This window comes from Leptolyngbya sp. FACHB-8 (assembly GCF_014695575.1).
Lineage (GTDB): Bacteria > Cyanobacteriota > Cyanobacteriia > Elainellales > Elainellaceae > Vacuolonema.
On record NZ_JACJOO010000085.1, the window covers coordinates 24689 to 39252 of the forward strand.

General features: G+C 50.4%; 13 protein-coding genes. 9 read left to right on the top strand and 4 right to left on the bottom strand.

The window, feature by feature from the left end:
- Nucleotides 1–73: 73 nt before the first annotated feature.
- Complete coding sequence (locus H6F91_RS24730) at nucleotides 74–613, bottom strand: redoxin domain-containing protein (protein ID WP_190770099.1); 540 nt, start codon at nucleotides 611–613, stop codon at nucleotides 74–76.
- 418 nt (nucleotides 614–1031) lie between these two features.
- Here H6F91_RS24730 and selD point away from each other — a divergent pair, with 418 nt between their 5' ends.
- From selD to H6F91_RS24765, 6 genes are all read left to right on the top strand, one after another.
- Entirely contained in the window at nucleotides 1032–3368 is a 2337-nt protein-coding gene (selD, locus tag H6F91_RS24740) for a selenide, water dikinase SelD (RefSeq protein WP_242035963.1), read from the top strand.
- 49 nt (nucleotides 3369–3417) lie between these two features.
- Entirely contained in the window at nucleotides 3418–3804 is a 387-nt protein-coding gene (locus H6F91_RS24745; protein ID WP_190770097.1) for a hypothetical protein, read from the top strand.
- Nucleotides 3805–3892: 88 nt separating this feature from the next.
- Nucleotides 3893–4918, top strand: a complete 1026-nt coding sequence (gene mnmH, locus H6F91_RS24750; RefSeq protein ID WP_190770096.1) for a tRNA 2-selenouridine(34) synthase MnmH — start codon at nucleotides 3893–3895, stop codon at nucleotides 4916–4918.
- A 20-nt stretch (nucleotides 4919–4938) separates the two neighbouring features.
- Complete coding sequence (locus H6F91_RS24755) at nucleotides 4939–5304, top strand: hypothetical protein (RefSeq protein ID WP_190770095.1); 366 nt, start codon at nucleotides 4939–4941, stop codon at nucleotides 5302–5304.
- Between the two features lie 95 nt (nucleotides 5305–5399).
- On the top strand, nucleotides 5400–6347 hold the full coding sequence (locus H6F91_RS24760; protein WP_190770094.1) for an RsmB/NOP family class I SAM-dependent RNA methyltransferase: 948 nt from the start codon (nucleotides 5400–5402) through the stop codon (nucleotides 6345–6347).
- A 223-nt stretch (nucleotides 6348–6570) separates the two neighbouring features.
- Nucleotides 6571–7437 (top strand): MBL fold metallo-hydrolase, encoded by an 867-nt coding sequence (locus H6F91_RS24765; RefSeq protein WP_190770093.1) that lies wholly within the window; start codon nucleotides 6571–6573, stop codon nucleotides 7435–7437.
- Nucleotides 7438–7543: 106 nt separating this feature from the next.
- On the opposite strand, the gene H6F91_RS24770 is transcribed toward H6F91_RS24765, so the two are convergent.
- Complete coding sequence (locus H6F91_RS24770; RefSeq protein WP_190770092.1) at nucleotides 7544–9064, bottom strand: hypothetical protein; 1521 nt, start codon at nucleotides 9062–9064, stop codon at nucleotides 7544–7546.
- Nucleotides 9065–9332: 268 nt separating this feature from the next.
- Between H6F91_RS24770 and H6F91_RS24775 the strand changes: the two genes are divergently transcribed.
- Both H6F91_RS24775 and H6F91_RS24780 read left to right on the top strand, forming a co-directional pair.
- Nucleotides 9333–9911, top strand: a complete 579-nt coding sequence (locus H6F91_RS24775; protein WP_206754974.1) for a hypothetical protein — start codon at nucleotides 9333–9335, stop codon at nucleotides 9909–9911.
- Between the two features lie 332 nt (nucleotides 9912–10243).
- On the top strand, nucleotides 10244–10528 hold the full coding sequence (locus H6F91_RS24780; RefSeq protein ID WP_190770090.1) for a hypothetical protein: 285 nt from the start codon (nucleotides 10244–10246) through the stop codon (nucleotides 10526–10528).
- Nucleotides 10529–10707: 179 nt separating this feature from the next.
- Here the strand turns inward: H6F91_RS24780 and H6F91_RS24785 are convergent, their stop codons facing one another.
- Both H6F91_RS24785 and H6F91_RS24790 read right to left on the bottom strand, forming a co-directional pair.
- Nucleotides 10708–11577, bottom strand: coding sequence for a 6-carboxytetrahydropterin synthase (locus H6F91_RS24785; RefSeq protein WP_190770089.1), 870 nt, complete (start codon nucleotides 11575–11577; stop codon nucleotides 10708–10710).
- A gap of 90 nt (nucleotides 11578–11667) precedes the next feature.
- Nucleotides 11668–12594, bottom strand: a complete 927-nt coding sequence (locus tag H6F91_RS24790) for an FTR1 family protein (RefSeq protein ID WP_190770088.1) — start codon at nucleotides 12592–12594, stop codon at nucleotides 11668–11670.
- 530 nt (nucleotides 12595–13124) lie between these two features.
- Here H6F91_RS24790 and H6F91_RS24795 point away from each other — a divergent pair.
- The gene (locus tag H6F91_RS24795; protein WP_190770087.1) at nucleotides 13125–14375 is read left to right on the top strand and encodes a hypothetical protein; all 1251 of its coding nucleotides are present in this window, start codon (nucleotides 13125–13127) and stop codon (nucleotides 14373–14375) included.
- Nucleotides 14376–14564: the final 189 nt, after the last annotated feature.

Consider the following 14564-nt stretch of genomic DNA (forward strand, 5'->3'; position numbering starts at 1 on the left):
TTGTTTTTGGAGTAGCTCCAACTTAAGATAACAGTCGAAGCTGACCATCGGACATCCGGATGAAAGCAGAAGTCTACCGGGCTCGCCATTGAAGGGGGCACCCGTAGGACGGAGTATAGTGAATAGCCGGAGCATGACCTTGAAGGAGAGCGGCGATCGCCTCCCTCAGGAAAGGCTGTTCTGTTTCCCCTGTATGTCCCCAAACACTACCACTGTAAGAAATCATTCCGGACTGATCAATCAAGAAAACTTCGGGGGAGTGGGTTGCCCCAAAGGCTTCGGCGACTTCCTGGGTTTCGTCTCGGACGTAGGGAAAGGACAAATTTTGCTGCCGGGCGAAAGTGGCCATGGCATCCAGGCGATCGGACAAGGGTTGGGGTTCGGTATTAGCATCAATACCGATGAGGGTGAAACCGCTGGGTAAAAATTCTTGTTGGATTGCCATCAGATGTTGGAGTGCTGGCAACACGAGGGCGCAGTCATAGCTGAGAAAAACGACGCCAACTCCTTGAAACCGCATGAGGTATTGCCTCAGGTGGTGTACGGCACCATCAATGCCAGGGAGTTCGAAGTCGGGTGCGTAGCAGCCAACTCGGAGATCAGAAGAAGCCATGGTAGAGCCTTTGAGAAGGAGAGTGAAGAATAGGAGTGAGGAATAAATAGAGGACTAAAAATTTAGGCGGCCGCACCGTGGGGATTGAACAATGTGCGTTTTTCCGATTCTGATGTCTGGATTTATTGTGCCCGTTGGAGGGGGGGAAATCTCTTCGGAGAAGCACGGAAGGATGTCTAGTATGGCCGAAATCAACCGATGTTGGATGGGGTGGGGTGTGAAGCACCTCATCCTACCCAACATATGCTATGTGCTAGCGGGCTTTGTAGGCCCTGAGAGAGTTTTTGGGGGCTTCGTTATGCTGGAGGAGGATGGGTGTGGAGTGTTGGCCGCTGGGCCGGGGGACTTCCCCCCAAACCCCTGCTTTTTGGGGGCCTAACTCCCCCAAACCCCCGGAAGGAGTCTGGGGTGAGTCTGGATGGCTTCGGTAGAATGCTCTCCTGGTGCTGAGTGGCTTTTTAGAAAGGTGGCTGTGCCACTCTTTCAGGTGGTAGAGGTTGTTGGGAGGGATATGCAGGGGTCGTCGGTAGCTGGGAAGGATTTGGTGCTGGTGGGTGGAGGGCACAGTCATGCGATCGCCCTCAAGTCGTTTGGCATGCAGCCGCTGGATGGGGTGCGGGTGACGCTGATTACCGATGTAATGCATACGCCCTATTCGGGTATGTTGCCGGGGTATTTGGCAGGGTTGTATTCCTTCGATGAGTGCCATATTGACTTGCAGCGATTGGCAACTTTTGCCGGGGTGCGGTTGATTCATGCTCGGGCGATCGCTCTCGATCTGGTGAACAATCAGGTGCTGTGTGAGCATCATCCACCTGTCTCGTTTGATCTGCTGTCGTTGGATATTGGCAGCACCCCTGCGGTGTCGACGGTTCCAGGGGCGGAGAAGTTCGCAATTCCGGCGAAGCCGATTTCGAAGTTTTTAGATTACTGGGATCGGTTGGTGGCGGAGGTGGAACAGAATCCGCAGCGGCCTCTGCGAGTTGGGGTTGTGGGCGGTGGTGCCGGAGGGGTGGAATTGAGCTTGGCGGTACAGGCTCATCTACAAAGAATTTATCGGGAGGCTGGGCAACCGGACAGGCTGGAGTCGCATTTGTTTCAGCGCAGCCCGGAATTGCTGCCGGAGCGGGGTCGTTGGGCACGGCGCAAGATGCGACAGGTGATGGAGCAGCGTGGGATTGCGCTGCACCTGGGGGAGACGGTGGAGGAGGTGGGTGAGGATTGGGTGCGGTGTGCCTCGGGGTTGGAGGTGGAGTGCGATCGCCTCTTCTGGGTCACTCAGGCGGCGGCTACTCCCTGGATTCGGGAAGCTGGACTGGCTACCGATGAGCGCGGTTTTTTGCTGGTAAACGATCGTCTGCAATCAATTTCCCATCCGCAGGTGTTTGGGGCAGGAGATGTAGCGACCATGCAGGCCCATCCACGACCCAAGGCGGGGGTATTTGCGGTGCGGCAGGGCAAACCCTTGACGGAAAACCTGCGCCGTGCGCTGGAAAACCAGCCTCTAAAACCCTTTGTGCCACAAAAACAATTCCTGATTTTGATTGGGGTTGGTGATGAAACGGCTGTGGCTTCTCGCGGGGCCTTGGGCATCGGCCCTGCAAAATGGATCTGGCAATGGAAGGACCGCATTGATCGCAAGTTCATGGACAAGTTTAGTGATCTGAAATCCATGTCCGATAGCGCTCCCGAATCTGCTGATACGTTAGAGCCTGCCATGCGCTGTGCCGGGTGTGGCTCCAAAGTGGGCAGTTCAATTCTTGAAAATGTTCTGACTCGTATCCGCCAGGAACAGAGGCACCTCGAAGATTCCAACATTCTGCTTGGACTGGAGAGCAGTGATGACGCTGCGGTATTGCAAGTGCCACCGGGCCAAGTTCTGGTGCAAACGGTAGATTACTTCCGCGCCCTTGTGTCTGATCCGTACTTGTTTGGGCAGATTGCGGCTCACCATGCCTTGAGTGACTTGTTCGCGATGGGAGCGAAGCCGCAGAGTGCGCTGGCGATCGCCACTCTCCCCTATGCCCCCGACCAGAAAGTGCAAGACCAGCTCTATCACCTGCTGACAGGAGCCACGGAGGTATTGCATGAAGCTGGAGCCGCTTTGGTGGGCGGTCACACCACTGAAGGGCCAGAATTGGCCTTTGGGCTCACCTGTAATGGTCTGGCGGAGAGCGATCGCCTCCTCCGCAAAGGTGGACTACACCCCGGCCAGGCTCTCATTTTGACGAAGCCATTGGGAACGGGCACGCTGTTTGCTGCCGATATGCAACTGAAGGCGAAAGGGCGCTGGATTGAGGGGGCGATCGCCTCCATGCTTACCTCCAACCAGGCTGCGGCTCAATGCTTTCTGGACTATGGTGCAACGGCCTGCACCGACATCACCGGATTTGGCTTGTTGGGGCACCTGTTGGAAATGATGCGTGCCTCGCAAGTGTCCGTCACGCTGGATATGAATGCCATTCCAGTTTTAGGCGGTGCGCAGGAAACCCTTCAGAGAGGAATTTTTAGTTCACTTCAGGGGCAGAACCGAAAGGTGGAGGGGGCGATCGCCAACCTTTCCGAAGCCATGGCCCATCCCCTATTTCCAATTCTGTTTGACCCGCAAACTTCGGGTGGCTTGCTAGCGGGAGTGGAGGGCGATCGGGCACAATCTTGCCTCGCTGCTCTCCACCAGCAGGGCTATTCGGACAGTCAATTGATCGGGTATGTCACAGAATCAGCAACGAATTTTACCGTGACACTATCACAATAGATCTGATAAAAATGGCGAGCAGGTTGGCCTATAAGAAGTATTTATTTATATGGGATATGCTTTATTTATTACGTTTAACCCGCACGTTTCAGGTGTTGATGGATGGGATATATGTGGCAAGACACTGGCTCATCATCTCGAGAAATTGGATGATGTTGCAAGGCAGCTACAACTTTTACCACTTGGTGAAATGATCAGCGTTAGTGAAGAGTATTTAGAAGATTTAATTGATGAAGATATAAAAGGTTGCCAAGAACAGTGGCTTTTACCCTCTGTTGGCTTACTAACCGTTAATGGATTGATGAGTTTTATACAAGAAAATTCCAACCACTTTCACGCGGCGTCGCAGTTGCTAGAAGATTTAAGTCACTTGAGGCACTGTCTAAACCATGCGGATCAGCAGAGTACGCTTTTTCATTTGACTCCTGATTTCTAATAGAAATTGCACGTATGCTACCTAATCTTAGAAAAATTTTTTGAAATTATCAAAATAGCTAAAGTCTATTCTCCTTTGCTGCTTCCCTATGGTGCATTCCCTTCCATTTCCAGAATTTTTCTCTGCTGCTGGCCCTGTGCTAGATGTTCGGAGCCCATCAGAGTATGCGCAGGGGCACATCCCTGGAGCCATTAGCTTTCCGCTGTTTACAGATGCAGAACGGGCACAGGTCGGCACCTGCTATAAACAGGAGGGGCGAGATGCCGCAGTGGAGTTGGGGTTTGCGATCGCTGGCCCCAAATTTGCAGGATTTATTCAGCAGGCGAAGGCGTTGGCGGGCGATCGCCGTATCCGAGTGCATTGTTGGCGTGGTGGTATGCGGAGTGGGGCGGTAGCCTGGGTTCTGGAAATGGCAGGTTTTCAGGTAACGACCTTAATCGGTGGCTACAAAGCCTTCCGTCGCTGGGCCTTACAGACTTTTGAGGAACCACGTCCGATTGTCATTCTGGGAGGCATGACGGGAACGGGCAAGACTGACATTTTGCATGCTTTAGCGGAAACGGGGGAGCAGGTGTTGGATCTAGAAGATGTGGCCCATCACCGAGGCAGCAGCTTTGGGTCACTGATGCTTCCGCCCCAGCCGACCAATGAGCAATTTGAAAATCAGGTCGCGCTTCAATGGGCAACGTTTAGCCCACACCGACGGGTATGGATTGAGGCGGAAAGCAAGAGCATTGGGCTCTGCCGGGTTCCAAATGCTCTGTTCGATCAGATGGATCACGCTCCCATTTTGGAAGTGGTTCGCCCCACATCTGAGCGACTGGTGTTGTTAGTGGATTTGTACGCCCAGGCCCCCCTGGAGGGTTTGATTACGGCGACAGAGCGTATTCGTAAGCGCTTAGGCGGAGCAAGAACTCAGGAGGCGATCGACCTCCTCCAGCAACACCGCTTTGCCGAAGCCTTCGAGCTGATGCTGTTCTACTACGATCGCACCTACCAATACGACCTGCAACGGCGCACCGTGTCGCGCTATTCAGTGGATGCCACAGGATACTCTGCTGCAGAAATTGCCCGTTTGCTGCTTGAAAAAGCGGAGGTGCTGCCCCTCCCCTAATACCTTATTAATTTCGAACGATGTATCTGACACTTAATCCCACTCATCTCTACATTCATTTAGAAGGCTACGAACGGCTATGGTCGTTTCACCTGGGTTCTTGCATTGAGGTTCCCCTGAATCACATTGCCCAGGTCAGCACTGACCTCCCTCTCAGCACCTGGCGAGAACTCCGTGCCCCTGGCACGTCCCTCCCGGGTGTGATCAAAGCAGGAACTTATTACACTGAGCGGGGCCGAGAGTTCTGGTATGTGACCAAGCCTTCGGTGCTGACCATTGATGTTCGCGATAATTATTACAAGCGCATTGTGCTTTCACTGCACGACAATGAAGCATGGCGAGCTGAAATCACTGGATCGCTTGTTCCATCCAATGGGTCTGACTAATTCTGAAAGGGTTGGCGTGGCACTTTACGTCATATCGACCCTTTAGAACTATGCGGCCAGATATCATAAATTACTGAATTCCTTCTGGGCTTACTGTGGCTGCACCCTCTAATCTCCTGCTGAAATTAAGTAAACGATTGTTCTCGGAAGACGAGAGCCGTTCTGAGTTTGTGGATGCATTGACCCATCCACAGGACTACCCGTCCTGCATTCTGTGGTGTAAGCCGCGCCCCGAGGAAATGCCCTTTGCGATCGCCCCCGCTCTTTCCTGGCAACCCGACTTTGTTGATCGGGTAAAAGAGGACAAAATCGGCCAGCATCCCCTCCACCAGGAAGGCCATTTCTACAGTCTGGATCTATCGTCGGTGTTTGCGGCCTCAGCCATGGGGGCGATCGCGACTCCGGTTCGCACCGTCTTTGATATGTGTGCATCTCCCGGCGGCAAAAGTGTTTTTGCATGGCGCATGTTTCAACCGGAGTTGTTGCTGTGCAATGAAGTAACCAACAAGCGCATTGGGGCTTTGGTCTATAATCTGCGTCGCTGTGAGATTCGTCCGGCTCGTGTGGTAAGCGTGGACTCCAATGTATTAGCAGAAGAGATTCCACAAATTGCAGATTTGGTGCTGGTAGATGCCCCTTGTACCTGCCAATCGGTACTGGCAAAAGGTGAAAAGGCTCCCGGTTGTTTTCACCCGGTTTCGATTAATAAAAATGCCAATCGGCAAAAGCGGATTCTGGCCAATTCGGCCTCTCTAGTCGCGCCGCAAGGTCATCTGTTGTATATGACCTGCACCTATTCCACCGAGGAAAATGAAGAGGTAATGGATTGGTTCTTGGAGCGATTTCCCGAGTTCGCTCCGGTGCCCGTTCCGGCATTGCAGTCCTACCAGTCCCATTTAACAGAACGCCCTTGCTACCGCATGTTTCCTCAAGATGGATTAGGGGCGGGCTCCTTCAGCGTCCTATTTCAGAATCAAGCGGATGGGGAAAAACAAGACATTCCTGAGAGCTTCTTTACCCAGCGGCGAATTATTACCGTTTAACCGGATGAGCTTGTTCACTACCCCTTATGGCAGACGCTTTCAATCGGCTGTTTGAGTAAGCTACCGGTATCTTTTTCTGAAGGAATGGGGCTACTTCCAAGACCTATTACTGTAGAGGCAATTATCCTTCGCCCTACGGGTTCTTGAAAGGATGGATCGAAGCGATCGCCCACCTTACCTTTCTGCAAAAGTCAAATCCTACGTTGCAGGTATCGGTTGTACTATGACAAACACCATTGCACATTTACGTTTACCTGCCGGAAAAGATACATTCGATTTTGAGCGGGGTTCTATCTTTTTTGTCGGTACTGCAACGGTTGTGTTGCGGTATGCCGGGTTCACAATTCTCACAGACCCTAACTTTTTGCATCAGGGCGATCATGTGCATCTAGGGCATGGATTGCGAGCGCAGCGCCTGACCAATCCGGCTCTTGAAATTGATGCTTTGCCCCCGATTGATCTGGTTGTCCTCTCCCACATGCATGAGGATCATTTCGATCGCGTTGCGGTCGCAAAACTGGATAAGAGCCTTCCCATTGTGACGACACAACACGCTACAGAGAAACTCCAAGAGAAAGGGTTTAGAGCGCTTTATGCTTTGAATACCTGGCAAAGTCTAAAGGTATTTAAAGGGAATAGTGCTTTGACGATTACATCCATGCCAGGGCGTCACGGTCCGGGAGTGTTAGCAGCTCTACTCCCTCCCGTAATGGGCAGCATTCTTGAGTTTCAAGATGGCAATGATACCCGGTTCTGTCTCTATATCACTGGCGATACTTTGGTGATTGACCAGTTAAAAGAAATTCCAGAACGATACCCCAATATTGATATTGGGTTATTCCATTTGGGTGGCACCAAAGCGTTTGGAATATTGCTGACAATGGACGCGAATCAGGGGCTTGAAGCCGTGCAGCTCATTGCTCCAAAGGTGGCAATTCCCATTCATTACAATGATTACACGGTGTTTAAGTCACCTCTGGAAGATTTCCAGGCGGCTGTTGCAGCCGCAGGATTAGAAGACAAGGTGGTCTACTTGAGTCATGGGGATACTTACAACTTTGAAGTTGCTAATATTTCGCAGCTTCACTGAAGTTAGTTTGTAATTAGGCACTTCAGATCTTGCACCTTCCTAAAACCAAACCCCAGAAGTTCTATTTTCCTGCGTAACGCGCACGAGAATAGAACTTCTGTTTTTTTTAGAAAAAGGTTTTCGTTGCTAAAACACCTGCAGCAGCAGATGAAATAGCTCCAGTGGAGGCGATCGCAAACAACCACCACAATGCCTTAATAGCGCTTCTCTGAGCCGATTCTGCCTGTTCATAAGCCTGACGCTTCAAGCTATCGACTTGGGCCTGAATGCGGTTCTGCAACTTTTCAAGAGGTTGGAGAGTGCGATCGCGCATATTCTCCATCTGTTCTAAAGAGGACTGGCCGAGATTTGTAAGATTAGCCTGAGTTTCCTTTAAGAGATAGTCTAAGGACGGCTTGATTTCAGCCATATCCAAACGCATAGTTTCTGGTAATAATTCAGACTTGGCTAGCCGGGGTAACGCCTCAGCCAAGGTAAGGAGAGCAATGCCAATGCCATAAGTCACCGGCACTTTAGACCGATGGAGTAATTCCGCTAAGTCTAAATTACTGAGGGTATTATCAATAGTTTGTTCCAGAACTGATTGCAGTTTCTCCTGCAAAGATGAGGATGTATCCTGTGGTTCTACATCTAAACTTTCAACAGAGTTAGATAGAAGTTGAGAGGCATAGTGAGCTTCAAAATTTGACCAACTTTGCTCAACCTCCGTCATGATTTTCCGCTGTTTTTTAGCATTAATATCCTCCCGTTGCTCAAGCCAGAGACGCAATATCTCCGGTTCAAAGTGGGGTAAGGCTTGATTCTCAGGGAGTTTCTCTTCAGCAGCTCTAAAAAGTGTTTCTAGTTTGCGTTGAATACGTTTAGGTGTCAGGCTTTTAGAGTCTGTTTCCGTTAAATAGATTTTGATAGGTTGCCAGAAGGCTGCTCTGGCGAGTTGATCCTCGGCATTGGCTGGAGCGATCGCCTCAACCCTTGATGCTGCGATAAACGGTTGCAGCTGCGCTTCGAGAAGTTGTTGAACACCCGCACGATTTAAGGCCGATTGAATCCCTTCACGAATCAGTTCTGCGGTTTCTTCTTCCGTCAAAGAGTCTGACGCATCATTGCGGAAGAGGGAGGCGATCGCTCCCCCAGCCCACCGCACTCCTCCAGTTGCCCGGTCGACGATAAAGCCCGCTACAGAATTGAGGGTACGGGTACTGAGCCATGTGAGAAGCAGCACATAGGCTGACCAGATGGTGAGCCCGGCGATCGCTCCCATCATGGGCTCAGCCACCTGGCTAAACCGTGTGCCGAGGAAACAGGCTGTGAACAGGACGATATTGACGGTAAACAGGAAGCCGAAGCCGAGGGTCGTAGCGATCGCTCCAGATCCAGATGCCGATTCTTCTGCTTCTAAAGGCTCTGCACGTTCCTTATTTTTGAAGAAACGCATGCCAAAAGCTGAAAGCCCCAAAACAAGACCTAAATTCGTCAACAGTAATTGAAAGCCTAATGCTGTGAGAAGGCCGACGACCAGGGTTGTCAGAAGTTGCGTCCATAGATCAGGTGACGCAGATCCAGCCAACGCCGACGGTATCTGATTCAGGTACATCGTAATTAGAAAATCAGCATGTTCCCTGTACATCTCCATTCGCCCGTTCGTCGAGAATATGGCTTCTATAGTTTAGGAAATAGAGAGTTATTTGTCGTCTGGCTAAAAGGAGATGATGGGCGTTTCTAGTTAAGCTTTTCTAACACCTGCTCATCTTGATGCTGTAGAAAATTGAGCCACTTTTTGAATAAGTATCTTGACAATTCACTCGAAAGTTTAACCCCTTTGCTGTTATTTCCAAACTTTTTATAGATGCTCTACTTCGGGTTGCTCGGATAAGCTGATAATTCGAGGAGTTAAAGTGTCATTACTAACAATGGGTAAGAATAAATTGAAAAAAAATGGCGTTGTTCACAAGAATGAGAACAATGGCATTGATATTTTAGGAGTTGATGCACGGCAACTTGGGACAGCGGTTGCGAGTGTTTTGGTAGCCGAAATTGCCAACGCTGCGGTTCAACGCCTGAGTGAGAAGACTTTTGGAAGCACCAAGAACAAGGCTGGTGTAGAGGATATTCCTGACCAGGCTGATCTAACGAATGACGGCTCTGATACTCTATCGGATACCGCTCAGTCTGGGAGACAAGCAGCTCGCGTGGAGTCTTCAGTAGGCGAAGCTGCCCAAAAGGTTCGCTCTTCGCTGAGTGACGTAACACTGAGTCTTTCGGATGTTGTGAATGTTTTGCGGGATGCTGGTCAGCGCCTCAAAGATCAATCTGGAAGCGTGATGAACACATCGTCCGATACCGTACTGAACGGCATTGCATCAGGAGCTACCGCGCTGCTCGAACGAGTTTCGCCCGATACTCAGGAAAGCCCTGTCAAATCGAAGAAAGGGTCGAAACACCATAAGAAAAAGCATAAGAAGAAAAAGCATTAATAGAGTAGGGCTGACACATTCTTGTCAGGTAGTGAATTCCCCACACTAACGAGAATGCACTGAATTAGAATGGGCCTGCATGAGCCGTGTGAGTGTTGCTGATGACAGATCTAGGGCCTGATTCAGGAGATTGTTTCGTACGTGGATCGTATGGAAAAACATCCCCTTCAGCTATTGGAGCACGCTCTAGTACGCTGAGGCGGAAATCCATCACCTATGTTTTTGTGTGGGGTGCGAAGCACCCCACACAAAAACATAGTATGCAAACTTAGGCCGCAGCCTACTAGTTTGAGACCAATGACTGCCTGCTGCTGTATTTGGTGATTAATCTTATGAACTCAAACGCTTCAGACTCCAAAGACTCTGTTTTCGTTACACCGGATCCGTCTCTGCTGCAATCAGACGAAAATAAGACCGATTTGAAGAAACAATATCCTGTTCCCGAAGAGGTTGTAGCGGGTGAGACTGATCTCCCTGAGTCGTCGAGTGGCGGTCCAACCTTTGATCCAGACGAAATTAGTCGAGGGGAAACTGATGCGGCGATCGCCTCAGACGATCGTAATCAGGAAAATCTGCTCAGTCGGCAGGTTGGAATTACGTTTCACTCAGGTAGCTGATACTGCTTTCAGCGCTTTTCAAACACTTAAAACTTGGTTATTTTTGTGAGAGTCGCGCTCCGCGCGGCTCTCACAAAAATAACCGTGGCTGATTCAAGCGCAAAGCGCTGCAAAGAACTCAAATCTATAAAGAGCGGGGTGCTTAGCACCCCGCTCTTTATAGATTTGAGTTCTTTAACTTAGATCTTAGCGAGTTCGGGTTGTTCGGTTGCCTTATGCGTCGTTTCTTCCACAGGTAAACCAAACACTTCAGCAGAGTTATTGGGGCTTTCAATCAGCTTTACTTTGTGTAGCTTGGCCCCAATGGTACGAATGGGTTGCTCGAGTAGATCGCGGATGTGAACGGCGATGTTTTCAGCGGTAGGAACCACCTTGCCGAAGTAAGGAATATCGTGGTTGAGAAAGGTGTGGTCAAAAGGCTCTACCACATACTCATCTACAGCTTTCTGGAAGGCCACCAAGTCTGCAATCATGCCAGTCCGCGGGTCAATCTCGCCCTTGATGGTGACTTCGAGGTGGTAGTTGTGTCCATGTCCATGCACTCGTGCACACTTGCCATAAATTTCCGTATTTTCTTCCAGGCTCAGATGCGGCAATGCAAGGCGATGAGCGGCACTGAAATGGGTGCTGATGGTGAGATAGGCTTCCATAGAGTTTCCTGCGTATTCGGCCCAGAGTTCGGGGTGTTCAAAAACCTGAATGTTGACAATCGGCAAATGTGGCGCAAGGCGGTTCCAAATGGCTAAAGCCAGGGCTTCCGTTGTCGGTAGCATGGCTTGAAATTCTGGCCAGACGTCGTTCAGGCACGAGAAATTGAGTTGACTAGTAACTTCGTGCTTAATGACGTGCTTGACGTCTGATAGGTTTAGCACCATCCCGTATTCATCCAAATCCCCCTCCATTGCCACATAGAGCACGTAGTTGTGCCCATGGCCAGGGGAGTTGGTGCATAGCCCAAAGCGAGCAAAGTTCTCCGCATCGCTAAGTTCTGGCAACCAGTAACGGTGACTGGCGGAGAACTCAGCGCGTCGGTTAATAATGCATTTCATGGATTTCTGGGGTAAGAGGAGAACTGTTAAGTTCCATTAACATTCCTTCTTTTAGGATAAACCGTTTTGAAGTGAGACTGGTTTATCAATTCAGGTTGCCGATTTTTGTTGATCTACCGAAGGTGTGCGAGGGCTACCCAAGCTTTGTAAATAAAGGGTGCCCACAGTTCCCAGAAATGTGAGGTAGGCGATCGCCTGCACTCTATACAACCGCTGGGTATACCCAAACAATGCCTTCAAAATCACCCCAGGAAATTTCTTATCAGGCAATACATCGCTGAAGTTCCACACCTGTGGCCCTAGGAAGCAGGAGCCTTGAGGGTTAGAACAGAGGTTGGCATATTGAGGAGCAACCTGGGCCAGTGCTGCGATCGCCCCGTCAAAGTGCCGCAGCATCGACACCACTAACCCTGCCACAATCAACAACAGCAGAATTCCCATGACCTGGAAGAATCGACGCAAGTTGATTTTGATGCCCAGTTGAAAGAGCAAAAATCCAACAATGACCGCTCCGGCAAGCCCGGCGATCGCCCCTACCGCTGGCATCCACCCGCCCGTAAACTGAGCCGCCAGAAAAAGTACGGTTTCGAACCCTTCCCGAAGGACGGCGATCGCAATCAGACTAAACACTCCCCACGCTGCATTCTCCTGTTGCAGCAAGGTATTAACCGAGCCTTCCACTTCGCCCTTCAGAGCCCGGGCCTGACGGGTCATCCAGATCAGCATCCAACTGAGAAGGGCGATCGCGATGAGCCCAAATACTCCTTCCAACGCCAATTTCAGGACACGCCCATAGCTGGACTCATTCGCGGCTAGCCAGCCCAGTAACCCACTGAGCCCAATCCCAACCAGGACGCTGGCTCCAACACCGAACGCAATTCCGGCATACACCCATGGGATGAGCCGGCTTTGCTCGGCTTGCTTCAGATAGGCCAGCACGATGCCGACTACAAGCGCTGCTTCAACCCCTTCCCGTAAGGTCACGACAAACGGCGGTAATGCTGCCGCAATATCCATAGATTCTTTAACTGCTTGGCTACGTTTTGATCATATAGCGATCGCCCCTCACCATAGAGCCCACAACTCTATATGCATCGCTTTAGTCGTTCACCACCCTCCTACCTTCAAACAGGGGTAAACGTAAGCCGTCAAGTACTAGTAGGCTGGGGCAGAAGTGTACAACCTATTTTTTGTGGTGGGTGCGAAGCACCCCACCACAAAAAATAGGCAACGAACTTAGGCCGTAGCCTACTAGTACGCTGAGGCGGAAATCCATCACCTATGTTTTTGTGTAGGGTGCGAAGCACCCTACACAAAAACATAGGTTGCGAACTTAGGCCGCAGCCTACTAGTCTCTGTAAGTCATGAATTCTAGATAAAAAATGTCTGGAAAGGTAATCTATCTTACAGCAGATTTTTTAGCCTTTTTACGGAAGGTTCATCAAGCTGTGAAGAATTAATCCTGGCTTCCTCAAATCACAATCTTTGGAGGAGGAAATTTGTAACTTCGAATACAGCAGTTTATAAAAACTTTGCAGAGGCCCGCGATGAAAGTCGTAAATCTACGAACAGAGGATCGGGGAGATTTGAAGCGCGCAGCAGCAACATTGCTGTGGGAAGATAACAAGCTGCCTTCGGAAGAGCTTTACATCGATGTTCCTGCCGCTTATGCAGAAGGCTTCTTTGCCAATCCCGATGCTTTTTTGGTTGCGGCTGCCATTCCGGCCATGTATTTTGGCGAGCAGCGCGTTTTTGTGGAAGGAGCTGTTTGCCCGACACTGAAGTATGGGATGCAGTCTGCCTTTCAATGGCTGCATCACTGGTATGGGATCGGCAACCCTCAGATTAGGATTGAGGCGGATGTGCAACACTCCGTTGAGCCCGTATCCCATCATCGTACGGCTTCCTTCTTTACAGGAGGTGTAGACTCCTGGTCTAACTTAATTCTGAATCACCTCAGTTATCCTCCTGACCATCCCGGCTTTATTCAGGACTGCTTTCTGGTTTACGGCGTGCAGCGGGTAAAACGCCATAACTTTGAGCGGGCAGTGAAGGAATTTAAGCAGCTTGAGGCTGCTGCACAAGTCCGTTTTATTCCCGTTTACACCAATATTTACAGCCACATTATTGATCGCGACACCCGTTACAAATTCTGGCAGGAGGCGTACAACGGGCCTGCATTGATAGCGATCGCCCACGCCTTTGCAAACCGATACAGTGCTGTTTCCATCGCCTCCGGCAATGACATTCCGAACCTGGTGCCCCTGGGAACTCACCCGCTGCTGGATCCTTACCTCAGTAGTCATCGGCTCCGGATCACTCACGATGGCATAACCCATTCGCGCCTGGACAAAACCCGGTTAATTACAGACTGCGATGTGGCGCTGCAAAACCTGCGCGTGTGCGATATGCCAGACATCCCGAGCGATCGCCAGAACTGCGGTCAGTGCGAGAAATGTGTGCGCACAACTGTAACCCTGGAAGCCCTGGGAGCCTTAAACCGAACTCAGGCGTTTCCCTACCAAAAGCTCTCCCGTCAAACACTGGCTCAAAAGTGCTACATCAAGCACTCAGGGATTGCCGTCATTTATGGGCAATTAATTCCTCAACTGGAAGCTCAGGGACGCCATGATCTGGCAGAGATCCTGCAAGCCAAGATCCGTCGCTATCGCATGGAAACGCTGGATCAGAAATACCTGAAGGGGTTGCTATTTGAAAGTTTGCGGCAGGCTAAAGCACTGCTCAAACGGGAGCGGGCACCTCAACCCATTGTAGAGAGCGTGCAGGATGTGACCTAGTGGTTTGTCAATTTTAAGTGTGGGGTAACCCCACACTTAAAAATTAAATTTAAGGAATTTTTGAGGGGTCGTAGACCAGCCCTTTCAAGGTGCTTTTTTATCTTTTTTAGATTTCGATTCACTCAGCAATCGAGCAGTGGAGACATGAGGTTTGTCTTTTTGCCGTTCGGGTTTTGGAACTTTCTTTTT

Coding starts and splice junctions, on each gene's coding strand:
- selD (WP_242035963.1), top strand. CDS start 1,032: ATGGCTTCGGTAGAATGCTCTCCTGGTGCTGAGTGGCTTTTTAGAAAG.
- H6F91_RS24780 (WP_190770090.1), top strand. CDS start 10,244: ATGAACTCAAACGCTTCAGACTCCAAAGACTCTGTTTTCGTTACACCG.
- H6F91_RS24795 (WP_190770087.1), top strand. CDS start 13,125: ATGAAAGTCGTAAATCTACGAACAGAGGATCGGGGAGATTTGAAGCGC.
- H6F91_RS24770 (WP_190770092.1), bottom strand. CDS start 9,064: ATGTACAGGGAACATGCTGATTTTCTAATTACGATGTACCTGAATCAG.
- H6F91_RS24730 (WP_190770099.1), bottom strand. CDS start 613: ATGGCTTCTTCTGATCTCCGAGTTGGCTGCTACGCACCCGACTTCGAA.
- H6F91_RS24790 (WP_190770088.1), bottom strand. CDS start 12,594: ATGGATATTGCGGCAGCATTACCGCCGTTTGTCGTGACCTTACGGGAA.
- H6F91_RS24785 (WP_190770089.1), bottom strand. CDS start 11,577: ATGAAATGCATTATTAACCGACGCGCTGAGTTCTCCGCCAGTCACCGT.
- H6F91_RS24765 (WP_190770093.1), top strand. CDS start 6,571: ATGACAAACACCATTGCACATTTACGTTTACCTGCCGGAAAAGATACA.
- H6F91_RS24745 (WP_190770097.1), top strand. CDS start 3,418: ATGGGATATGCTTTATTTATTACGTTTAACCCGCACGTTTCAGGTGTT.
- mnmH (WP_190770096.1), top strand. CDS start 3,893: ATGGTGCATTCCCTTCCATTTCCAGAATTTTTCTCTGCTGCTGGCCCT.
- H6F91_RS24755 (WP_190770095.1), top strand. CDS start 4,939: ATGTATCTGACACTTAATCCCACTCATCTCTACATTCATTTAGAAGGC.